The following is a 21,313-nucleotide window of genomic DNA, read 5'->3' on the forward strand; positions in this document are numbered from 1 at the left end:
CGGGCAAGTCAAGAGCGGTCGACATTTACAAAGCACCTGAATCTTAGCCGATTGGGTATTTTAGATGGAACAAAAAACGGACTTCTCAATTCCGTCAAAAAGCTGCATTTGTGACATAGGCATGACAGTTTGAATACAATGCCGGGTGTCTTGGGAGTTCAGGGTGGAGCGTAGGAACGTCGAAATTGAGCACGCCCCTGCAAAAGCAGGCTTTTTTCGGAGAATGGCGCGCCTTTTAAGATCCCGGCAGGCTCGCGATTCTTACCGCGCGCTTGGTGCATCCGTGTTTTTGTCAGCCGCTTTGGTGTTCCTTATCGAGCTGGTCGCGCGTGGCGATTTTATCTCGACGGTTCAGTTCTTTTTTCAGCCGTTCAAGCCCGGTTGGACAACGATTATCGTCTTCACATTGGTGCTGACCCTGCTGGACGCAATTTTCGCGCGGCGGCATATCGGCATATTGATCGTCGCGCCACTGACGCTACTGCTGGCATTCGTTGGCCACCAAAAAGCACATTATCTCGGCGATCCGCTCTATCCGACGGATTTCCTCTACTCCCGGCAGATCATGGAACTGATGCCGCTATTGGTACGTGACCGCCCCTGGCTGGCGGTAGCGATGGCGGTAGTTGGCGTGACTGCGATTTGCGCATTGGTGGCAATGTGGCGGTTTTGGCGGCGAAACGGTCCTAAAATCAGCCGAAAAAGCCGTATTTGGCGGCTTACGGTCGCAGTGCCAGCGCTGGCGTTTTTCGTGTCCATTATGGATTACGCGACGTTTTCGTGGACCCGCGACCGGCTGCAAATCATTCCCATAATGTGGGATCAAAAAGAAAATTACGCCTCCAACGGCTTTGCGCTGGCGTTCGCCATGAACGTGCCGATGGCCAAGGTAAATACACCGCAAGGCTATACGGAGCAGGCGCTGGCAGACATTGCGCCGCCGGATGGCGCAACGATCACGCTGCCCGAACAGAAACCGGACATCATTATCGTGATGAGCGAATCCTTCTGGGACCCGACCCGGCTGCCGGGCGTGAAGTTTACGCCCGATCCGATTCCAAATGTGCGCGCCGCGCATTCCGGCCATGTGTTTTCGCCCGAATTCGGCGGCATGACTGCCAATGTCGAGTTTGAAGCTTTGACCGGCTTTTCCAACGCTTTTCTGCCTTATGGCAGCATTCCGTATCAGCAATATGTGCGCAAAGCCGTGCCGTCGCTTGCCAGCTTCTTCCGCTCGCAGGGCTATGAGACGATGGCGATCCACCCGTTTGAAGGCTGGTTCTGGAATCGCAAGGCCGTTTACGATGCCTTCGGGTTCGACCGCTTCTATTCCATCGAAAACCTGCCGCCGATGAAAGCTCGCGGGCCGCTGATTTCCGACGAATCACTGACCGAAGAGATTATTCGCCGTGCCGACCAGACCGAACGGCCGTTCTTCTATTTCGCAGTTAGCCTGCAAAGCCACGGGCCATATGAGCCATATCGCTATTCCGATCCGGTGATTAAGGTTTCGGCTTCGACAACCGAGTCAACGCGCCAGTCGATTCTGTCGTATGCCGAAGGCGCGCACGACGCCGATAAAGAGTTGAAGCGCCTGATGGACTGGGCGCAGCAGCGCGAGCGCCCGACGATCATTGCATTCTTTGGCGATCATCTGCCGCCGCTCAATCTCGGATATGTGGAAACGAAATTCCTCAAGGAGCCTGTGCCGGACCGTCGCGAACCGCCGGATGCGCTGGCATTGCACCGCGAAACGCCGCTCGTGGTTTGGTCGAATAAATCGGGGTCTGTGCAGGATATTGGCACGGTCAGCCCCGCCTTCCTGCCGCTTTACGTGCTGAAAACTGCGGGCATCAGCCACCCCTACTACACGGGTTTTCTCGGCGAACTCAACATGAAGTACCATGTCGTCGAACGGCACGTACTTGTCGATGCAGACGGAAAGCCTACGCCCGATTGGGCGCGCGAAAAGCAGGTTGATCCGATGATCAATGATTATCGCCTGCTGCAATACGATGCGATGTTCGGCAAAGCGTGGAGAACGAACGCGTTCTTCCCCAACCTGCCAAAGCCAAGCGGCGTTTGAAGCGGCAGGAAAAGAGGTGGTGCTGGCCGGCGGATGAGGGACAGGAGCCAACATCTCCACGTTCGTGCTGCCCCTCACGTGCCTACCGGCATCTTCTCCCCGTAGAACGGGAGAGGGAAGCCGCGGTAATGTCTCGCAACCTTAGCAACGTTGAAAATGCAACGCGGCGCCGATGGTAAGGGTGAGGGCAGCGCAAGTTCTCAATACATCGCGCAACTACCCCTCATCCGCGATCAAGCAGCTTTTGCGTCTTCCGGCTCGCGCACCTCATTCAACCGCGCGTAGAGCGCGTGTGACGAACCGCGCTCACCACTCAACGCCGCAAGTTCGAGGATCGTTTTTGCTGGCAGCGCGATGACCTGAATTTGTGGGAACAGCTTCTTGTCCTCAGGCTTGATGAAGGCCGATGTTGTGTACCGCGTGCCCTCGAAATGCAGCGGCACGATGGAGGCCCGACCGCTCTCGGCGATGCGGCTGATTGCACGATAAAGCCTGAATTCTTTCGTGTTTGGCTGGATTCCATCCGGCAGATAGACGGCCAGTCGCCCACCTCCCCGCAAATGGCGGACAAGCCTGCGGTTCACAAACAAATGTTCTGTGTTGAACGCGATGGTGCGCGCAAGCTCGCGATAGGGCTCCAGCCATGCAGAGCGCGCCGAATGCGCGTCCAGAATATGCAGCGTATTGTCGGGCAGCAGCGACAGCGCAAGCGCCGGCTCTAACCGCGACCGGTGGCTGACGACATAAACGACTGGCGACGGCGCGGACCGAATGCCGCGCACGCTGCTGTCATCAACGCGATAGAAAAGCTTCAACGGAAGGTAGAAAATCGCCTGTCGGAAGGAAATTCCCAGCCGATAAGCCAGCCAGCCTGAATAAGCAGCCAAGGCCATCAACAAAAGCAGCAGGATTTTTCCAGTCAGGATCATTCAAAACCTCCCAACCGCACCCGCCGCGCGTAGGTTAGCGGCTGATCGTTGGCGGTCAAGCCTGCGCGGATTGTTCAGGCAGGCATCTGATAACGAACCCAGCGATCAGGCTGAGCCTGATAGATTTCGCCGGTGCGCTCCAACGCCGGGTCAGCCAACGGCACGATGCGCGCGGCAACTTCCGATGGATGCGGCAAGGTCAACGGGTCCTCGCCAGGCACCGCCTGCGCGCGCATTGCCGTGCGCGTGCGGCCAGGATCCACTGAATTGACCCGCAGCGAGAAGGTTTTTGCTTCGTCTGCCCATGACCGCGCCATCGCTTCGACGGCGGCTTTAGACGCCGCGTAGGGTGCCCAGAAAGCGCGCGCCGAATGCGCAGCGGCGGACGAAAGAAGGATTGCGCGTCCCGCGTCTGACTTACGTAAAAGCGGATCGACCGAGCGAATCAAGCGCCATGTAGAGGTGACATTGATGTTCATCACCTTTTCAAAAACCTTGGCTTCCACATGCCCGACCGGTGAAATCGTGCCGAGCACACCCGCATTGGCGACAAGAATATCCAGCTTGCCCCAGCGATCATTAATCGCGCCGCCAAGGCGGTCTATGCCCTGCATATCAGCTAGGTCGAGCGGGACCAGCGTGGCCTCGCCTTTGCCCGTGCGAGCACGTTCCTCTTTGATCTCGTCGTCCAGATCCTCAAGGCCACCAACGGTACGCGCAACAGCAATGACATGCGCGCCCGCCGCCGCCATCTGCTTGGCGATTTGATAGCCAATGCCGCGAGAAGCGCCCGTTACCAGCGCGATACGATTGGTCAGATCAGGAATGCTCATACGCTTCTTTTATTGACCGCCGGTTGCCAGCAGGGACAGGGTCCGGACATTGTCGGAACCTTCGATGTCTGCGAGGCGTGTTGGATATTCGGTTGAGAAGCAGGCATCGCAAAACTGCGGCTGCTCGCTGTTGCGGCCGGATTCGCCGACAGCGCGATACAGCCCTTCCAAAGAGAGGAAGCCGAGCGAATCGACCCGGATGAACTCGGCCATTTCTTCCACGGACATGCGCGAGGCCAGAAGTTTCGCCTTTTCCGGCGTATCCACGCCGTAATAGCAGGAGGAGCGCGTGGGCGGTGAGGCAATGCGCATGTGCACTTCTTTCGCGCCCGCATCGCGGACCATCTGCACGATCTTCTGGCTCGTGGTGCCGCGCACGATGGAATCATCCACCAGAACCACCCGCTTTCCCTCGATCATGCGGCGGTTCGCGTTGTGCTTGAGCTTGACGCCCATGTGGCGGATCGAATCGCCCGGCTGAATGAATGTGCGCCCGACATAGTGGTTTCGGATAATGCCAAGCTCGAACGGAATGCCGGCCTCCTGCGAAAAGCCAAGGGCTGCCGGTGTGCCCGAATCCGGGACCGGCACGACGATGTCAGCCTCTACCGGATTCTCAATGGCAAGCTGTGCGCCGATGCGCTTGCGTGCGTCATAAACATTGAGCCCCTCGACCATCGAATCCGGTCGCGCGAAATAGACGTATTCAAAAATGCAGAAGCGCGATTTTACCGGCTCGAACGGGAATATGCTTTCAATGCCTTTTGACGTGATCACAACCATTTCGCCCGGCTTGATGTCGCGGACAAAGCGAGCGCCAATGATGTCGAGCGCACAAGTTTCCGAGGCAAGAATCCATGCGCCATCAAGATCGCCGAGCACAAGCGGACGAATGCCAAGCGGGTCGCGGCAGCCAATCATTTTCTTGGACGACAGCGCTACCAGTGAAAACGCACCTTCCACCTGACGCACCGCATCGATGAAACGCGCGTTGAGGTCGCGTTCCTTGCTCGTCGCGACAAGATGCAGGATCGTTTCTGTGTCCGATGTCGATGAAAAGATCGAACCCTGCTTTTGCAGAATCCGCTGCACAGTCATGGCGTTGGTGAGATTGCCGTTGTGAGCGACAGCGAACCCACCATCCGACAATTCAGCAAAGAACGGCTGGATATTGCGCAGCCCTGCTCCGCCCGTCGTTGCGTAGCGCGTGTGGCCGATGGCGCGGCTGCCTGGCAGACGATCAAGCACCGATTGTTTGGTGAACGTATCGCCAATCAGGCCGACATGCCGCTCAATGTGAAATTGGCTACCGTCGAACGACACGATTCCCGCAGCCTCCTGACCGCGATGCTGAAGCGCGTGAAGACCGAGCGTGACGATCGCTGCCGCATCCTGCCGCCCGAAAATGCCAAACACGCCGCATTCGTCGTGAAAATGATCATCCGCTTCGGCGCAGAGCGTAACGCCAGAATCAACCATCGCCATTGAGCCTCATTGCGGGAAACCGCCGTAGCGGAAAGCGCTTATATAATGCGCTGTCCGCAAATATTCGAGCTAATTGTTTGTCGCAGGTGGCACCGAATCGTCAGCCGGCGCATCAGTTCCACCGTCAGCAGGCGGCTGGTCAGTCGCCCCATCTGCCGGAGGCGTTTCTGTCGCACCTTCTGCTGGCGCAGTTTGCTCGCCCTCTGCCGGCGTTTCTGAACCGGGCTTCAATTTCTTTAGAATTGAATTCTCAGGATCGTCCGGCATCAAGCCCTCAATCCAAGCCCCAACGCTGTTGAGCAATGGCGCCGACTTGGCATTCTGAACCCATGGCGGCGGATTTGATCCAACGAGCCAGTTGAAGAACAGCAGCGCAACAGCAACAACCAGAACACCGCGCGCCGCGCCGTACAGGAAGCCGAGTGTGCGATCGAGCGCGCCAATGCGCGAGTCGATAATGAAATCGGCAATCTTCATTGTAATGAGCGTGACGATGATGAGCGCAACCAGAAAGACGATGCCTGCAGCCGCAATAATCGCCAACTGCTCATGCCCGATATATGGCTGCACATAGGGGACGACGGGCTTGTAAAACAGATACGCCGCAACGGCAGCCGCCGCCCATGAAGCGATGGAAAGCACCTCGCGCGAGAAGCCCCGCACCATCGCCAGCATGGCTGAAACCAGCGTGAAGCCGACGACAATTCCGTCAAGCAGCGTGATCGGCATAAATGGTCACCCTCGTGATGCGGTCAGTCGTCCGCGCGTCCCCGTTTCGGTCCAGCTATACGGGCCACCAGATCAGCCAATGTCGTTGGCTGAAACTCCGCGACACCCGAAGCTTGTGCCGGCTCCTCATCCCTCGAACCGGCGACCGGCGATATAGCCCGGACAAAACCCAGCTTCTTGGCTTCCTTAAGGCGCTGCTGCGCATGTGCAACGGGCCGGACGGCGCCAGAGAGGCTGATTTCGCCGAAATAAACGCAATCGGCTGGCAGAGCAAGACCGGTGAGCGATGACACAAGCGCGGCGGCGACCGCAAGATCGGCCGCCGGCTCGCTTATGCGGTATCCACCCGCGACATTCAGGTAAACATCATTTGTGGAAAACCGCACACCACAATGCGCTTCCAGCACAGCAAGGATCATCGAAAGCCGGGAACTGTCCCACCCGACCACGGCACGGCGCGGCGTGCCGAGCGGAGACGGTGCAACCAGCGCCTGAATTTCCACAAGCACGGGACGCGTGCCCTCCATGCCCGCAAACACCGCCGCACCGGGAGCAGCTCCATGACGTTCACCTAGAAAAAGCTCGGATGGATTGGCAACCTCGCGTAACCCCTTATCCGACATTTCAAAAACGCCGATCTCGTCGGTTGGGCCAAAGCGGTTTTTAACCGTGCGCAGGATGCGGTAGTGATGTCCACCCTCCCCCTCGAAATAAAGCACACCGTCGACCATGTGTTCGACAACACGAGGGCCAGCGATTTGCCCCTCCTTCGTGACATGCCCAACTAGAACGACTGCCGCGCCTGTGGATTTCGCATAGCGAATGATAGCCTGGGCCGACGCACGAACCTGCGTAACGGTGCCCGGAGCCGAATCAGCAAGGTCGGTCCACAGCGTCTGAATTGAATCCAGAATGACGAGATCGGGCCGCTTACCGTCGCTGATGGTGGCCAGAATGTCTTCGACATTTGTTTCCGCGGCGAGTTCCACCGGCGAATCGGCAGCGCCCAGCCGCTGTGCACGCAACCGAACCTGCGCGACGGCCTCTTCGCCCGAAACATAGACGATGCGATGCCCGTTACGCGCCAGGGCCGCAGCAGCCTGCATGAGCAGCGTCGATTTGCCAATGCCGGGATCACCGCCCACCAATAGCGCAGAACCACGAACAAAGCCGCCGCCCGTCGCTCGGTCCAGTTCGCCTATGCCGCTGACGATACGAGGCGCATCTTCGATTTCACCCGACAGAGAGGTGAGCACGACCGCCCTGCCCTTTCGCGGGCTGCGAAGGCTGGCTGGACCTGCACCGATGCCGCCAGCAGTGCCTTCCTCGACAAGCGTATTCCACTCGCCGCAAGCATCGCATTTGCCCGACCAGCGCGTGGAAACGTGACCACAAGCCTGACAAATGAACTGAACGCGTGATTTTGCCATCGTGCCGGAAATGCCGGTTACTCAAAGCGTTCAGGCAAATGGCTTTCCTCGGCCAAATCGGAGAAGCGGGTAAACTCTCCATGGAACGCCATCTGAACAGTGCCGGTGGGACCGTGACGCTGCTTGGCGATGATCACTTCCGCCTTGCCCCGCGCCTCGTTCAATTCGTTTTCCCACTTCATATATTCTTCCGTGCCGGGCTTCGGCTCGCGATTCTTGAGGTAGTATTCCTCACGATACACAAACAGCACCACGTCGGCGTCCTGCTCGATCGACCCGGATTCACGAAGGTCCGATAACTGCGGTCGCTTGTCTTCACGGTTTTCCACCTGACGCGAAAGCTGTGAAAGGGCGATGATCGGCGCGCCAAGTTCTTTGGCCAACGCCTTCAATCCGGTGGTGATTTCCGTGATTTCCTGCACGCGATTTTCGCTTCCGCGTTTGCCGGAGCCGGTCATCAACTGAATATAGTCGATCACGATTACATCCAGCCCACGCTGGCGCTTCAAACGGCGCGCGCGGGCGGACAATTGCGCGATGGAAATACCGCCGGTCTGGTCGATAAACAGCGGGATTTTCTGCATAGTCTGCGAACAAGCAACAAGCTTCTCGAAATCCATTTCCGTTATTTCGCCGCGCCTGATCTTGGAGGACGGAATTTCCGTCTGCTCTGAAATGATACGCGTTGCGAGCTGTTCAGACGACATTTCGAGAGAAAAAAAGCCAATCACGCCGCCATTCTTTGCTTTGAAAGAACCGTCTGCCTGCTGGGCTGGCTCATACGCATGCGCGATGTTAAAAGCGATGTTCGTTGCAAGCGAGGTCTTGCCCATACCCGGGCGACCCGCGAGCACGATAAGGTCGGACGGTTGAAGGCCGCCCATGCGGCGGTCGAGATCGCGAATGCCTGTGGAAACGCCAGACAGCCCACCGTCGCGCATATAAGCCGCGTTGGCCATGTCGACCGCGGTCTTTACCGCGTCTGTGAAGCTCTCAAAGCCGCCATCATAACGACCCGTTTCGGCCAGCTCGAACAGACGGCGCTCGGCTGTTTCGATCTGCTCACGTGGAGACATGTCAACCGGCGCATCATAAGCGACATTGACCATGTCTTCGCCGACCGAAATCAGCGCGCGTCGGGTTGCCAGTTCATAAATGGCGCGTCCATAATCCGCGGCGTTGATCACGGTCACGGCCTCGGCGGCCAGACGCGCCAGATAATGCGACACCGTCATGTCGCCGACCTTCTCCTCAGCCGGCACGAAATTCTTCATCGTCACCGGGTTGGCCATTTTGCCCATCCGGATCAGCTCGGCCGCAACCTCGAAAATCTTGCGATGGAGAGGCTCGAAGAAATGCTCCGCCCTCAAGAAATCCGACACGCGATAGTAAGCGTCGTTGTTTACCAGAACCGCACCAAGCAGAGCCTGCTCAGCCTCCACATTATTGGGAGCTTCCCGGTAAAGCGGCGTTTCCGCCACCGCAAATTTTCGCGCTGCCTCAGCCATCGAATTCCATAACCCTCGTCTCCAGATGGCGGTAGCAGATGCCCGACCGCCGTGGTGAATCAATGATTACCGCCAGCGCCGCGGTACCCGTGATTCACACCAATTCACAGCACATCCAAAATTCCCATTCCCAGATGTTGACACGAATCGTGTTTCCAACATAAATCAAAACACGAACATTACAAGAACATAAAACAAACACTTACTTAGATGAGATCTAGAGCGTCACCCCAATCCGCCCGTCGCGCAACGCGGAACGATTCGCCTTCGCGCTTGGTGATCGTACGGAAGTCGGCGTTTCCATTGGAATCGCAGAGCTTCAGATCGACCCTGCCTTTGGCGTGCTTTGGCGGCGCTATCACGCGCGAAAAACGTTCGTCCGGTGGCGAACGTGTAGCGGCAAGGAAAATAAACTTTTCATCCTCCCACGGAACGTCACCACCCTTTGTAACGCGATGGATGCGCGTGCGCGCGACGCGCCTTGCGAAATGGCACCAATCAGGAGGAGACAGTGGACAGCGTCCTTCATGGGGGCACGGAGCGGCTATATGCGCACCGGATTCGATGAGGATGGTGCGAGCGGTGAGAATGCGCGCCCATCCTGCAGGCGTGCCCGGCTCGACAATTACGAGAGCGAAGGAGGCAAGTTTCCAAAGGTGGCGGATAAGCGCCGGCAAAGATTCGGGAGGAAGTTCATCGAGAACATAGCAAAGTGTCACCAGATCTGCGGCGGACATTGAGGAGAGGGTCTGCGCCGCATCGCCCGAATGCCATTGTACCTGAAGCAGGTGCAGTTCCTGCGCGAGATGGCGACCGACGCGAGATGCGGCATCGCTGGCCTCTAGCGCATCGGCTTTAGCAAGCTCTGGCCAGCAGTCTTGCGCGGCCCACAGTCCTGTGCCCGGACCTGAGCCAACGTCCAGGATCGAGCGCGGGGAAAATGCGGGAAGCGCTTGTTCCAACATGGCAAGACTGCTGCGGATGGCTGCGAACGTCGCGGGCATGCGTGCGGCGAGATAGGCTTTGACGGAGAGATCGTCAGCCAGATGCAGGCGACCATCGCGCAATTCGGCGCGATAGCGTTGGGAGAGAGCCGCGCTTGCAGACTGGAGACTACTCGTGGGCGTTCCCTCCAATAGCTTGTCGATTGCGACGCGCAGACGTTGCGGAAGTTCCACCTTTATGCTCCGCGTGGGGCTAGAAGGATAACACTCGCGCCTACGAAGCAAATTGCAGCGCCGGCGAAGTCCCATCGATCGGGGCGGACGCCTTCAACGGCCCACAGCCAAGCCAAGGAGGCTGCGATATAGATGCCACCATAGGCAGCATAGGCGCGACCGGCCGCGTTTGTGTCGATCAAGGTGAGAACCCATGCAAAGAGGAGAAGGCTGGCTGTTCCGGGGATGAGCCAAAGCGTTGAGCGCCCAAGCTTCCACCAATTCCAGACTGCAAAACATCCTGCGATTTCCGCAAGCGCCGCTGCCGCGTAGATCAAGTAGCTCATTATTGGCCCTGCCGCTTTTGTTCTGATTAGGCGCGCGGGGTTGTGGATGCAAGCTGACTTGTCGCTCACTCGCTACCTTGCCGGTGCCCCTGCCTTAGAGAGTCACAAGGATTGCACCGTAACAGGAGCCAAATTGCCAGCATTTCGGTTTTGACGAAGTGCGCGGTAGGTGCGCTGATTCAACGGCTGCGGGTTTTGCGCGACTTGCGGGAAGGTGCGGATGCGAGCTGCGCCGCGTCGCGCAAGGTCAGGGCCTTTTCGCACTTTTCCATGTAGTTGCGCGTGATTGGCAGCGTGTCGTTGCGGCGGGTGAGTTGGATCTGGAAGACCATCAAATCCTGCCACCGGAATGCGGCCTCCGATCCAGCGAGATAGAATTCCCACATACGGCAGAAACGTTCGTCGTAGATCGCCTTGGCTTTTTCTCGGTTCGCCATAAACCGCTCGCGCCAGTTTTTCAGGGTTTCAGCGTAGTGGAGCCGTAATATTTCGACATCGGTTGTCATCAGGCCCGATTTTTCAATCGCAGGCAGCACTTCCGACAGGGCAGGTATATAACCGCCCGGGAAAATATGCTTGCGGATGAAGGCATTGGTGGCCACGGGCGGTCCGAAGCGCCCTATCGCATGCAAAACCATCACTCCATCGGGCTTCAGCAACTTGGCGGCCTTGTCGAAGAAAGTGCGATAGTGGTTGACGCCCACATGCTCGAACATGCCCACAGAAACGATGCGGTCGAAGCGCTCGTTCAGTTCGCGATAGTCGCGGATTTCAAAGTGTACGTGATTGTCGAGATGCTCCACCTGCGCGCGCTGCGCGGCAATCGTGTGCTGCTCGGTGGAGAGTGTTACGCCGAGCACATCCACATCGAAGGTGCGTGCGAGGTACAGACCTAGACCGCCCCAACCACACCCAATGTCCAGGACGTTTTGCCCCGGCCTGATCGCGAGTTTCGCAGCAATATGCTGCTTTTTGGCAAGCTGCGCCTGCTCGAGTGTCGCATCAGGACGCTCGAAATAGGCGCAGGAATATTGCATGTCGTCGTCGAGAAAGAGCCGGTAAAGCTCTGCCGAAAGATCGTAATGCCGCTGGACGTTGCGGCGTGACCGGGTTGGCGAATTGAGCTGCTGGAGACGGCGGAAAGCAGCACGCACGCCTTCGACCGCGCGGGTCCAGCTCGCTTCGATGCTGCCATACGGCCCCATGTTGAGGTAGGCGATGTGCAACATGCCCAGCACGTCGCCTTCGAGAAAATCGAGATCGCCATCCATGTAGGCTTCAGGCAGCGCCAGCATTGGATCGAAAGCGATAGCGCGCTCGGCCCGCATGGAATGGATGGAGATGTGCACTCGATCGCCGCTGCCATCTCCAAATCTGTGTGTGCTGCCGCCGGGGCCGGAAACAACGAGATTTCCGGTCTTCACGAGTCGCTCGAGAACGTGACGAAGAAAAATGTTCATACCAACACCATTCCCCACCTATAAGGAGCGTACATATACGAAAGGGAATTCGTCAATTCATACAAGCGTGCTGGTACAAAAAAGCCCGGGCATCTGACCCGGGCTGATTTGAAAGTTTTGAAGCGATTAGAAAGGCGATTATGCCTCTTCGCCTTCTTCTTCGTTCGGATCGAAGAAATTGTCCGGACGAGCGTTCTCGTTGATGTCGTCGCCGTAGATCGCCTCAGCGGTCGTGAGCGTTTCGCCCTTCGACTGACGTTCGGCTTCTTCAGCGGAACGAGCGATGTTGAGCGAGATCGTAACTTCGACTTCCGGGTGCAGCGAGATCGCGATGTTGGTGATGCCGATGGTCTTGATCGGCTGGTTCAATTCGACCTGATTGCGGGTAACCGTGAAGCCTTCAGCCGTCAGCAGATCGGCGATGTCACGCGTGGAGACCGAACCGTAGAGCTGGCCGGTTTCGCCAGCCGAGCGAACGACCACGAAGGTCTTGCCGTCAAGCTTGGTGGCAATAGCCGAAGCTTCCGACTTGCGCTCAAGGTTGCGAGCTTCGAGCTGAGCGCGCTGGCCTTCAAACTTCTTCTTGTTGTTTTCGTTGGCGCGCAGGGCCTTGCCGCGAGGCAGGAGGAAATTGCGTGCGTAGCCGTCTTTCACCTTAACGGTGTCGCCCATCTGGCCAAGACGAGCGATGCGTTCGAGCAGAATGACTTCCATCTTCATGTTCCTTTCAATTGCAGCCGGAGCTGCGAAAATGGATACAGGCGAGGAAGAGAATGGATGCGGGCATCCGGTTTCGCTGTCCTGCCTGTCTGGCAGTTAGGGCCTGCACATTTGCGCGGGTCCAACTCGGGCTGAACCGCGCCCGAAGCGGAGATGCGGGCGGCAAGCCGCCCGCGCCGAAATTCTTACTTCACCACGTAGGGCAGAAGGCCGAGGAAGCGGGCGCGCTTGATCGCCTTGGCGAGTTCACGCTGCTTCTTCTGGCTGACCGCTGTGATGCGGGAAGGAACGATCTTGCCGCGCTCGGAAATATAGCGCTGCAGGAGACGTACGTCCTTGTAATCGATCTTCGGAGCGTTCGCGCCGGAGAACGGGCACGTCTTGCGACGGCGATGGAAAGGACGACGGGTCGGGATCTGGTTGATGTCGACCATTATTCGCTCTCCCCTTCATTGTCACGCGGGCGGCGCGGTGCGCGGTCGCCGCGATCACCACGGTCGCCACGATCACCGAAAGAACGCTGCGGACGATCGCCGAAGCCACGGCCACCGCCATCACGGTCGCCACGCTCGTCGCGGTCGCGCTTCTGCAACATCGCGGACGGGCCTTCTTCGTGTGCATCGACCTTAACGGTGAGGAAGCGCAGAACGTCTTCCGACAGACCCATCTGACGCTCCATTTCGTTGAGCGCAGCCGGAGGCGTGTCGAGATCGATCAGCGTGTAGTACGCCTTACGATTCTTGTTGATGCGGTAGGTCAGGGACTTCAGTCCCCAGCTTTCTACCCGGCCGATTTTTCCGCCGCCTTCAGTGATGACGCCCTTGAAACGTTCAACGAGCTCATCAACCTGCTGCTGCGACAGATCCTGCCGGGCAAGAAACACATGTTCATAAAGAGCCATTGTCTTGCCTTTCTTCGTTTAATCAGCCGGACCCCGAAGGCTAAAGCCTCTGCGACTTCGCTTGACCCATAAGGGGAAGAAAGGCGCGTTCGAGACGGTCGAGAGCGGAGACACGGGAGGCGGAGCGCTTTTGCGTTCACGACGAAGGAAACCTTCGGCCCTCCGTTCAGCCCCCATTCGGAACCGGCGGAATGGCCGCGTCTATACAGCAATAGCGCCGTAAAGCAAGGGCGGCCCCGGATTTATTGAGCGCCCTCGCCCGTCGCGGTGGCCTGCGCAGCTTCCTCCAGCCGGGCGCGGCGCGAATAGGCGCGCGCGCTGAGCGGCAGGAACACGAGATAGCCGAGCGCTGCGACGGAAATTGTCTGCCACGTATAGTTCACCAGCAGCAGGACGAAGAGCACGACCGCGAAGATCAACGGCACCGCCTTGTCGCGGCCAATCCTGATTTTCTTGCCTGAATAGACCGGCAGACGGCTGACGAGCAGGAATGCCACGAGGAACGCGAAGGCACTACCGATGAAGGCGAATTCGCGCCCGCGTTCAATTCCCAGAAAGCCCAGATAGATGGGCAGCATGACCAGCACCGCGCCCGCTGGAGCCGGTACACCGACAAAATATTCGCCCTGCCAGGCGGGTCGCGATAGGTCCTCATCGAGCACATTGAAGCGCGCCAAACGCAGGCCTGCGGCGATTGTGAACACAAGCACGGCAATCCAGCCAAAAGGCGCGGCCATTTTGAGCAGGAAAAGATAGAGAACGAAGGCAGGCGCGACGCCGAAATTGACGATATCAGCGAGCGAATCCATCTGCGCGCCGAACTTCGAACTGGCTTTCAACATGCGCGCGAGGCGGCCATCTATGCCATCCAGAAACGCGGCAATGAGAACCATGACGACCGCTGTTTCAAAGCGCGCCTCGAAAGCAAGGCGAATGCCCGAGAGGCCCGCACAAATTGCGAGGACCGTAACGAGATTCGGGACCAACATGCGCAGCGGAATCTCGCCTATGCGCGGCCCTCCTCGACCATGAGGTTCGAAGGGCTGGAACGGGCGAGCCATCAGGAAACCCGAACGAGAGGAGTGATCGCGCCGCCGCCGAACTCCGCAAGAACGGTTTCGCCGGCAACCGCGGTTTGCCCGGTGGCAACGCGCGGGGTAGCATCGGCAGGCAGATAAACATCAACGCGCGAGCCGAAACGGATGAGGCCGAAACGCTCCCCTACAGCAATGGTATTGCCAGCCTCTGCCCAGCAGAGAATGCGCCGCGCGACAAGCCCGGCAATCTGAACGACGCCAACAGTGCCGTTGGGGCTCTCGATGACGAGGCCGTTGCGCTCGTTCTCGGTGCTGGCCTTGTCCAGTTCCGCGTTCAGAAACGAACCCGGCCTATGCTCGATGCGCTGGATTTGCCCGCGGACCGGCGCGCGATTCACATGACAGGAAAATACGTTCATGAATACGGAAATACGCGTCATTTCCGCATTGCCAAGGCCAAGCTCACGCGGTGGGATTGCGGTGGATACCGACGACACAACACCATCTGCAGGGCTGATGACCATGCGATCATCAAGCGGCGTGACGCGCGGCGGGTCGCGGAAGAAATAAGCGCACCACGCGGTGAGGATGAGCCCGATCCAGAAAAGGTTTGTCGAAAACAAGCCCAAAATGAGCGTGACCGCCGCGAAAATGGCTATGAAAACATAACCTTCGCGGTGGATCGGAACAAATGCGTTCCGAATCGTATCGGTTAGGGCCATGGCCGGTTTGGTGCTCCCATTTCTTATTTTGGGGCGTGATTACCTGAAACGCAGGAGTGCCGCAACGCACATTGGCCTTACAAATCTGACAGGCGCTTGCGCACAACCACGCCAAGCTCGTCTGACTCGCGCGCGATGCGCAGCCTTTCCTCTGCTTCCGTGGCCTCGCGCTGGCGATCCCACATCTGTGCATAAAGGCCCTTTTCCTTGAGCAAATGCGTGTGCGAACCGCGCTCGGCAATCAAGCCGTCACGCAAAACGATGATCTCGTCGGCACGAATGATGGTGGACAGGCGGTGTGCGATGACGATTGTCGTGCGGCCACGGCTCACAAGGTCCAGCGAGGTTTGAATTTCCTGCTCGGTGTGGGTGTCGAGTGCGGAAGTTGCTTCGTCCAGAATGAGAATCGGCGGCGCTTTCAAAATGGTGCGGGCAATCGCAACACGCTGCTTTTCACCGCCTGACAGCTTCAGACCGCGCTCGCCCACCATCGTCTCGTAGCCATCCGGCAGAGCTTCGATGAAATGGGCGATTTGCGCGAGCTCGGCAGCCTCTTCTACCTCGGCTTCGCTCGCATCCACGCGCCCATAACGGATGTTGTAAGCAATCGTATCGTTGAACAAGACAGTGTCCTGCGGGACCATGCCAATGACGGCGCGCAGGCTCTTTTGCGTCACGTCGCGAACATCCTGACCGTCAATGAGGATCGCGCCCTGCTGGATGTCGTAAAAGCGGTAAAGCAGGCGCGAAATGGTGGACTTGCCTGCGCCGGACGGGCCGACGATTGCGACGGTTTTGCCCGCCGGGACAGTGAAGGAAATGCCTTTCAGGATGGGCCGCGCCGCATCGTAAGCGAAATGAACGTCGCGGAATTCAACCTTGCCATTGGCGATTGCCAGCGGCTTGGCGTCTGGCTTGTCCACCACTTCTTGCGGAACGTCCAGCAAGTCGAACATCTGCTCGATGTCGGTCAGGCCCTGCCGGATTTCGCGATAGATGAAGCCGATGAAATTCAGCGGCACGGAAAGCTGCATCATCATGGCGTTGATGAAGACGAAATCGCCGACGGTCTGCGTTCCCGCAACGACCTCGCGCGCCGACATGATCATGACCAGCGCCTGCCCCAACCCGAAGATCACGCCCTGCCCGAAGTTCAGCCAGCCCAGGGAGGTCCATGTCTTTGTTGCAGCCACCTCGTAGCGCGCCATAGAGCGATCAAAGCGTTCAGCTTCCATGCGCTCGTTGCCGAAATATTTGACGGTTTCGAAATTCAGCAGCGAATCGATAGCCTTGGTGTTGGCGTCAGTGTCGCTGTTGTTCATCTCGCGCCGAATCGAAATGCGCCAATCGCTCGCACGCACGGTAAACCACGTATAGATCCACACCGTCACCGCAACCACCGCAACATACATCCAGCCATACGCGACGGCGAAGATTACGGCGGTAAGCGCGAATTCCAGAATGGTGGGCAGCGTGTTGAGGATTGTGAAGCGGACAATGGTTTCGATGCCCTTCGTGCCGCGCTCGATGATGCGCGACAGGCCGCCCGTGCGCCGCTCCAGATGAAAGCGCAGCGACAGATCGTGCATGTGGACGAATGTGCGGTAGGCAAGCTGGCGAACTGCGTGCTGGCCGACACGCGCGAACAGTGCGTCGCGCAGCTGGTTCAGCCCGGTCTGGACAATGCGCACCACATTATAGGCGATGACGAGCATGACCGGCGCGAGCAAAAATGCCGGAAGCGGTGGCGTCGTTCGCGAATCACCGGCCAATGCATCCGTTGCCCATTTGAAGAAATACGGCGCAACGACCAGAACGAGCTTGGAAAGCACGAGGAAAACGGTGGCCCATACAACCCGCGCTTTCAGGTCGGCGCGATCCGCAGGCCACATATAGGGCCATAGGTTGCGAAGTGTCTGGAATGTCGAACCGCCATCGGCGGAAACTGTCTTGCTGGCCAATTTGCTTGCTTTCAGGCGGCTGGCTTTATCGCTGGCGCGCATCGTTGCCCCAGCGCACATCTATGCGCTGAGCGATCATTTTTGAAGGCTGGTAACGGTCTGCCCTGCAAGAATGCTGTTATTGAACTGTGGCCGGTGCCTGCTTCTGGATTGCGTCCATGTCGGCCTTTTCGCCCTGCTCCGTCTCATCCGGCACGCGGAAGGTCTGTCCCGGCCAGATCATGTTCGGATCTTTGATCTGTTCCTGATTCGCCAGATAGATGGTGGAGTAACGCACGCCACGACCATAAACGCGCTTTGAAATGCGCCAGAGCGAATCGCCGCGCCGAATGATTACCGAGCCATCGACAGGCTTTAGCTTGGGCGCGAGTTCAGAGCCTTCCGGCGCCGCAGCTTGCTGTTCGGGCTGGTCGGCGCTCGGCGCTTGTGCGTTTGGTGTTGTTGTTGCGGCGGGCGCTTCTGGTTGCGCCGCTGCGCTTGATTGTTCGGTAGACGGCTGCGCTTGTGGCTGAGGCGCAGGCTGCTGCGCGCCTGCGGTGTCCTGCGACGGGGCTGCCGGTGTCGCCTGCGGCTCCGCCAGTGTGACCGGCGGCTGCGCTGGCTCCTGCGGAGCGATGGCGGAAATGTTTTCGCCGGGCTCACGCGTGAACGGTACAGCGGCGCGCGCGATAACTTTTGCGCCATCAGGTCCGAGAACGTCTGCACGAACGACATAATCGCCGACCGGCAAATCTTTCTCGGTTTCAATCAGGAATCGACCTTCCGGCGAGGTTTTCGCATCGCCAAGCAGAATCTCGTTCGCATAAATGCGGACCGTTTTGCCGGGATCGCTCGAGCCTGCAACGAAAACCTTCCGGCCTTCGATTTCGACCGCATCTACAGCAACATTCGCGGCAGGCGCAGGGCGCGCCGTCTTTTCAGCGGGTGCAGCGGGAGCGGGTTGCGCAGTGGCGGTTTCGCCCTGGGCTGGCGCTGGCGTTGCCGGCTGCGCGGCCTGTTGCGCGGCGGGCGCCGGGGCCTTGGGCGCAGGCACGTCGGGCTTGGTGATCAGGCGGCTGGGCGCGCCGGGCTGCTCGACAAGCGCAAGAACCTGCCCATCTTTGGTTTCCGGGATCGAGACGACTGCCGTTTCTTTCGAGTTAGCGACAACGCGCGAGGTTGTCGTCGAGCGCAGCACGATCTGGTAATCGCCCGGCTTTAGCGGCTCCTCGAGCGCGGCAGCGAAATCACCCTCGGGCGTAGCCATTACCTTGCCCAGCACTTTCGAGCCGGACAGGATTTCGACTTCCGCGCCAGGCGCAGCCTTGCCGGCGATCACTATTGAGCCGTCCGGCTCAACACGAAGAATATCAAAGCTGGGCGACAAGGGTTCAGCCTGTTCGGCGGCAGGTGCCTGATCCGGCTTTGGCGCAGCTTCCGGCGCAGGCGAAATGGCCGCCTGCTGCTCAGGTTGCTTCGGTGTCTCAGCCGCTGGCGTTTCGGTTTTTGGCGCTTCCGGCTTGGCCGATTCGGGTGTGGCCGGAGGCGGCGCCTTGGCGACCTCCTGCGGAGGCGCAGCTACCTGCTTGCCAAACAAGGGATCCAGCGCACCGGTGTAAAATGCGGTGCCGACGGCGGCCAGTGTGACCCCGCCCAGAAATAACAGCGTTCGACGCGGAGTGACCGCCATTGTCCCGAGTCCCCAAGATACCTGCTTTGTCTAGACCGTTTTGATAGCCGCATCAACAAAACCATAAGGCTAGCGACACGAAAGAACCTTGACCAAAAGGCGATTGGCGTTGCCTATCGTGGGTATGAACACGATTCGATCCATCTGCGTGTATTGCGGTTCATCCCCCGGTCGGGACGAAATCTATATGGAAGCGGGCAGGACCATGGGCGCGGCAATTGCCGGAGCTGGTTTGCGACTCATCTATGGCGGGGGCGCTAAAGGCATTATGGGCGCGGTTTCCGAAGGCACGCGGCGCGCGGGCGGCAAGGTGACGGGCATCATCCCACGCTTCCTCATGAACAAGGAAGCGAATGAGGGCGCGCTGGCCAATCTCGATGAATCCATCATCGTGGACACCATGCATCAGCGCAAACACATCATGTTTGAGCGGTCGGACGCATTCGTCGCACTGCCGGGCGGAATTGGCACGCTGGAAGAGATCGTCGAGATCATGACCTGGGCGCAGCTTGGGCATCACCGCAAGCCAATCGTGTTTGCCAATATCAACGGGTTCTGGAATCCGATGCTCGCCTTGCTGGATCACATGCGCGACGAGGGTTTCGTGCATACGCGGCATCTGGTGACGCCACTGGTTGTGGATGATGCGCGCGCAATTGTTCCGGCGATACTGACCGCAGCAGTGAAGGACGCGACGCCGTCCGAAGGCGTCGAGGCCGTGATCGACAAGATGTAATCAGGCGGTTGCGCGCAAATCCGCGGTGACGGTTCCCGCGGCGAGCGCTTCAGCCTCGTGGTTAGGCTCGCGCCAGGTCTCGGCCAAGCCAGCGGCATACCACTCGCGCATTGCAGGCAAATCCCGAAGACGCTGCGGATAGCTTGATGCCGCACCATCGAACTCAAGCCCATAGGTTTGCGCACGGAAGGCGACGGGCGCGAAAAACGCATCGACTGCAGTGAAATTCTTGCCCGCGAGCCACGGACCGCCGAAGCGAGCGAACCCATCATTCCAGAGGTCGCCAAGGCGGAAGAGATCCTGACGCAACGCGTCCGAATATGGATGCGGCGTGATGCGCAGGCCGCAATTCATGGTGCAATCATTGCGCAGGGCCGAGAAGCTTGAATGCATTTCGGAGGCAGCGCAGCGCGCCCATGCCCGAGCGCCAGCATCCTGTGGCCACACACCCGCATGGCGCTCCGCAAGATATTCAACGATAGCGAGCGAATCCCAGACAGCGCGCCCATCATCAGTAATGCAAGGCACGCGTCCGCTCGGAGAAAACGGCCGGTAAAGCTCGAAGCTCGACCCGGTCGGGAATGGAACCTGATGTTCCTCGAACGGAATGTCGAGCGTGCGCATCAGCACCCAAGGGCGGAGTGACCACGAGGAATAGTTCTTGTTGGCAATGTGCAGCGTATACATCAATCTTTTCGCGCGCGGTTCTGGAACATCGCAAATGTGTAAAGAGCCAGCGCCGCCCAGATGAGCGCGAATGCGATGGCCTGAATCGTGCCGAACGGCTCATGGAAGATAAAGACAGCGATCAGGAAAACCATCGTTGGTGCAATGTATTGCATGATTCCGATGGTGGAGAGCTTAAGCAGGCGCGCACCGAAGGCGAACAGCAACAGCGGAACGGCGGTGATTGGACCGCAGCCGATCAGCAGCCATGTGTTTTCCGTCGAACCAGTGAGGAAGTGCCCCTGCCCGCTTGCCTGCAGCCAGAAAATATAGCCAAGCGCCGGAACCGACAGGATCAGGATTTCAAGAAGGAAGCCCTGACTTGGGCCGATGGGCAGTGTTTTTCTGAAAAAGCCATAGGCCGCAAATGAAAAGGCGAGCGCAAGCGACACCCACGGCAGTATGCCCTGCTCTATCGTGAGGATCGTGACAGCCAGGGCGGCAAGCAAGACAGCAACGATTTGCAACCGACCCAAGCGCTCCCCTAAGAGAGCGGCGCCGACCACGACATTAACCAGCGGATTGATGTAGTAGCCTAGCGCTGTTTCCACCGTGCGGTCCACCGCGATGGCCCAGACATAAATGCTCCAGTTTACGGTGATGAGAACGGCTGTGACCGCCGCCATCGCCAACATACGCGGCGTGCGCAAAGCCACCTTGAAATCCGCCGTGCGGCCCATCCAGACCAGCACCGCCCCTGCAATAGGGACGGACCAGATGATGCGATGAGCGATGACTTCGAGCAGAGGCAGATGCTGCACGGCCTTCATGTAAAAGGGCAGCAACCCCCAGAGAAGATACGCAAAAAGGGCAAGCGTGAAGCCGCGTCTCGCGCCCCTGTCCGCTTCGAGGTTGGTATCAATTGGCGTGGTCATGG

At 58.6% G+C, this 21,313-nt stretch carries 20 protein-coding genes; 2 read left to right on the plus strand and 18 right to left on the minus strand.

Annotation, left to right across the window (positions count from 1 at the left end; all coding sequences use genetic code 11):
- Positions 1-223: 223 nt before the first annotated feature.
- Positions 224-2,086: an LTA synthase family protein gene (locus tag DY251_RS03130; protein WP_116622399.1), complete on the plus strand. Its 1,863-nt coding sequence runs from the start codon at positions 224-226 to the stop codon at positions 2,084-2,086.
- A gap of 233 nt (positions 2,087-2,319) precedes the next feature.
- On the opposite strand, the gene DY251_RS03135 is transcribed toward DY251_RS03130, so the two are convergent.
- The 16 genes from DY251_RS03135 to DY251_RS03210 form a co-directional block, all read right to left on the minus strand.
- The gene (locus tag DY251_RS03135; protein ID WP_116622400.1) at positions 2,320-3,015 is read right to left on the minus strand and encodes a 2-acyl-glycerophospho-ethanolamine acyltransferase; all 696 of its coding nucleotides are present in this window, start codon (positions 3,013-3,015) and stop codon (positions 2,320-2,322) included.
- A gap of 74 nt (positions 3,016-3,089) precedes the next feature.
- Positions 3,090-3,848, minus strand: coding sequence for an SDR family NAD(P)-dependent oxidoreductase (locus DY251_RS03140; protein WP_116622401.1), 759 nt, complete (start codon positions 3,846-3,848; stop codon positions 3,090-3,092).
- A gap of 9 nt (positions 3,849-3,857) precedes the next feature.
- Positions 3,858-5,333 (minus strand): amidophosphoribosyltransferase, encoded by a 1,476-nt coding sequence (gene purF, locus DY251_RS03145; protein WP_245415838.1) that lies wholly within the window; start codon positions 5,331-5,333, stop codon positions 3,858-3,860.
- A gap of 69 nt (positions 5,334-5,402) precedes the next feature.
- Positions 5,403-6,062, minus strand: coding sequence for a CvpA family protein (locus DY251_RS03150; RefSeq protein ID WP_116622402.1), 660 nt, complete (start codon positions 6,060-6,062; stop codon positions 5,403-5,405).
- A 23-nt stretch (positions 6,063-6,085) separates the two neighbouring features.
- Positions 6,086-7,492 carry a DNA repair protein RadA gene (radA, locus tag DY251_RS03155; protein WP_116622403.1) on the minus strand — a complete coding sequence of 469 codons (1,407 nt, stop codon included), beginning with the start codon at positions 7,490-7,492 and terminating at the stop codon, positions 6,086-6,088.
- A 17-nt stretch (positions 7,493-7,509) separates the two neighbouring features.
- Positions 7,510-9,000, minus strand: coding sequence for a replicative DNA helicase (locus DY251_RS03160; protein ID WP_116622404.1), 1,491 nt, complete (start codon positions 8,998-9,000; stop codon positions 7,510-7,512).
- A gap of 206 nt (positions 9,001-9,206) precedes the next feature.
- Positions 9,207-10,178, minus strand: a complete 972-nt coding sequence (locus DY251_RS03165; protein WP_116622405.1) for a small ribosomal subunit Rsm22 family protein — start codon at positions 10,176-10,178, stop codon at positions 9,207-9,209.
- Positions 10,179-10,180: 2 nt separating this feature from the next.
- Positions 10,181-10,504, minus strand: coding sequence for a YnfA family protein (locus DY251_RS03170; protein ID WP_116622406.1), 324 nt, complete (start codon positions 10,502-10,504; stop codon positions 10,181-10,183).
- 179 nt (positions 10,505-10,683) lie between these two features.
- Positions 10,684-11,964 carry a cyclopropane fatty acid synthase gene (locus DY251_RS03175; protein WP_116622407.1) on the minus strand — a complete coding sequence of 427 codons (1,281 nt, stop codon included), beginning with the start codon at positions 11,962-11,964 and terminating at the stop codon, positions 10,684-10,686.
- 138 nt (positions 11,965-12,102) lie between these two features.
- Positions 12,103-12,678: a 50S ribosomal protein L9 gene (gene rplI / locus DY251_RS03180; protein ID WP_116622472.1), complete on the minus strand. Its 576-nt coding sequence runs from the start codon at positions 12,676-12,678 to the stop codon at positions 12,103-12,105.
- A gap of 191 nt (positions 12,679-12,869) precedes the next feature.
- Positions 12,870-13,118: a 30S ribosomal protein S18 gene (gene rpsR, locus DY251_RS03185; protein WP_019170551.1), complete on the minus strand. Its 249-nt coding sequence runs from the start codon at positions 13,116-13,118 to the stop codon at positions 12,870-12,872.
- Positions 13,118-13,585: a 30S ribosomal protein S6 gene (rpsF, locus tag DY251_RS03190; protein ID WP_116622408.1), complete on the minus strand. Its 468-nt coding sequence runs from the start codon at positions 13,583-13,585 to the stop codon at positions 13,118-13,120. Before rpsF ends, rpsR begins: the two co-directional genes overlap by 1 nt.
- A 242-nt stretch (positions 13,586-13,827) precedes the next feature.
- Positions 13,828-14,646 carry a CDP-alcohol phosphatidyltransferase family protein gene (locus DY251_RS03195; protein WP_116622409.1) on the minus strand — a complete coding sequence of 273 codons (819 nt, stop codon included), beginning with the start codon at positions 14,644-14,646 and terminating at the stop codon, positions 13,828-13,830.
- Complete coding sequence (locus DY251_RS03200) at positions 14,646-15,371, minus strand: phosphatidylserine decarboxylase (RefSeq protein WP_342633550.1); 726 nt, start codon at positions 15,369-15,371, stop codon at positions 14,646-14,648. The genes DY251_RS03195 and DY251_RS03200 overlap by 1 nt, the downstream gene beginning before the upstream one ends.
- Before the next feature lie 50 nt (positions 15,372-15,421).
- Entirely contained in the window at positions 15,422-17,305 is a 1,884-nt protein-coding gene (locus tag DY251_RS03205; protein ID WP_116622473.1) for an ABCB family ABC transporter ATP-binding protein/permease, read from the minus strand.
- Between the two features lie 118 nt (positions 17,306-17,423).
- Complete coding sequence (locus DY251_RS03210) at positions 17,424-18,974, minus strand: LysM peptidoglycan-binding domain-containing protein (RefSeq protein WP_116622411.1); 1,551 nt, start codon at positions 18,972-18,974, stop codon at positions 17,424-17,426.
- Positions 18,975-19,098: 124 nt separating this feature from the next.
- Between DY251_RS03210 and DY251_RS03215 the strand changes: the two genes are divergently transcribed.
- The gene (locus DY251_RS03215; protein WP_116622412.1) at positions 19,099-19,710 is read left to right on the plus strand and encodes an LOG family protein; all 612 of its coding nucleotides are present in this window, start codon (positions 19,099-19,101) and stop codon (positions 19,708-19,710) included.
- Here the strand turns inward: DY251_RS03215 and DY251_RS03220 are convergent, their stop codons facing one another.
- Both DY251_RS03220 and rarD read right to left on the minus strand, forming a co-directional pair.
- Positions 19,711-20,397, minus strand: coding sequence for a glutathione S-transferase family protein (locus tag DY251_RS03220; protein ID WP_116622413.1), 687 nt, complete (start codon positions 20,395-20,397; stop codon positions 19,711-19,713).
- The gene (gene rarD, locus DY251_RS03225; RefSeq protein ID WP_116622474.1) at positions 20,397-21,311 is read right to left on the minus strand and encodes an EamA family transporter RarD; all 915 of its coding nucleotides are present in this window, start codon (positions 21,309-21,311) and stop codon (positions 20,397-20,399) included. Before rarD ends, DY251_RS03220 begins: the two co-directional genes overlap by 1 nt.
- Between the last annotated feature and the right edge of the window lie 2 nt (positions 21,312-21,313).

Source organism: Mesorhizobium denitrificans (genome assembly GCF_003403035.1).
GTDB classification, from domain to species: domain Bacteria; phylum Pseudomonadota; class Alphaproteobacteria; order Rhizobiales; family Rhizobiaceae; genus Mesorhizobium_G; species Mesorhizobium_G denitrificans.

What these genes read in the sequence shown, in the direction of transcription:
- DY251_RS03195 (WP_116622409.1), bottom strand. Translation starts at nt 14,646, where the DNA reads ATGGCTCGCCCGTTCCAGCCCTTCGAACCTCATGGTCGAGGAGGGCCG.
- rpsF (WP_116622408.1), bottom strand. Translation starts at nt 13,585, where the DNA reads ATGGCTCTTTATGAACATGTGTTTCTTGCCCGGCAGGATCTGTCGCAG.
- DY251_RS03150 (WP_116622402.1), bottom strand. Translation starts at nt 6,062, where the DNA reads ATGCCGATCACGCTGCTTGACGGAATTGTCGTCGGCTTCACGCTGGTT.
- DY251_RS03210 (WP_116622411.1), bottom strand. Translation starts at nt 18,974, where the DNA reads ATGGCGGTCACTCCGCGTCGAACGCTGTTATTTCTGGGCGGGGTCACA.
- DY251_RS03215 (WP_116622412.1), top strand. Translation starts at nt 19,099, where the DNA reads ATGAACACGATTCGATCCATCTGCGTGTATTGCGGTTCATCCCCCGGT.
- DY251_RS03130 (WP_116622399.1), top strand. Translation starts at nt 224, where the DNA reads ATGGCGCGCCTTTTAAGATCCCGGCAGGCTCGCGATTCTTACCGCGCG.
- DY251_RS03160 (WP_116622404.1), bottom strand. Translation starts at nt 9,000, where the DNA reads ATGGCTGAGGCAGCGCGAAAATTTGCGGTGGCGGAAACGCCGCTTTAC.
- purF (WP_245415838.1), bottom strand. Translation starts at nt 5,333, where the DNA reads ATGGCGATGGTTGATTCTGGCGTTACGCTCTGCGCCGAAGCGGATGAT.
- DY251_RS03175 (WP_116622407.1), bottom strand. Translation starts at nt 11,964, where the DNA reads ATGAACATTTTTCTTCGTCACGTTCTCGAGCGACTCGTGAAGACCGGA.
- rarD (WP_116622474.1), bottom strand. Translation starts at nt 21,311, where the DNA reads ATGACCACGCCAATTGATACCAACCTCGAAGCGGACAGGGGCGCGAGA.
- DY251_RS03170 (WP_116622406.1), bottom strand. Translation starts at nt 10,504, where the DNA reads ATGAGCTACTTGATCTACGCGGCAGCGGCGCTTGCGGAAATCGCAGGA.
- DY251_RS03220 (WP_116622413.1), bottom strand. Translation starts at nt 20,397, where the DNA reads ATGTATACGCTGCACATTGCCAACAAGAACTATTCCTCGTGGTCACTC.
- DY251_RS03140 (WP_116622401.1), bottom strand. Translation starts at nt 3,848, where the DNA reads ATGAGCATTCCTGATCTGACCAATCGTATCGCGCTGGTAACGGGCGCT.
- DY251_RS03135 (WP_116622400.1), bottom strand. Translation starts at nt 3,015, where the DNA reads ATGATCCTGACTGGAAAAATCCTGCTGCTTTTGTTGATGGCCTTGGCT.
- rplI (WP_116622472.1), bottom strand. Translation starts at nt 12,678, where the DNA reads ATGGAAGTCATTCTGCTCGAACGCATCGCTCGTCTTGGCCAGATGGGC.
- radA (WP_116622403.1), bottom strand. Translation starts at nt 7,492, where the DNA reads ATGGCAAAATCACGCGTTCAGTTCATTTGTCAGGCTTGTGGTCACGTT.
- rpsR (WP_019170551.1), bottom strand. Translation starts at nt 13,118, where the DNA reads ATGGTCGACATCAACCAGATCCCGACCCGTCGTCCTTTCCATCGCCGT.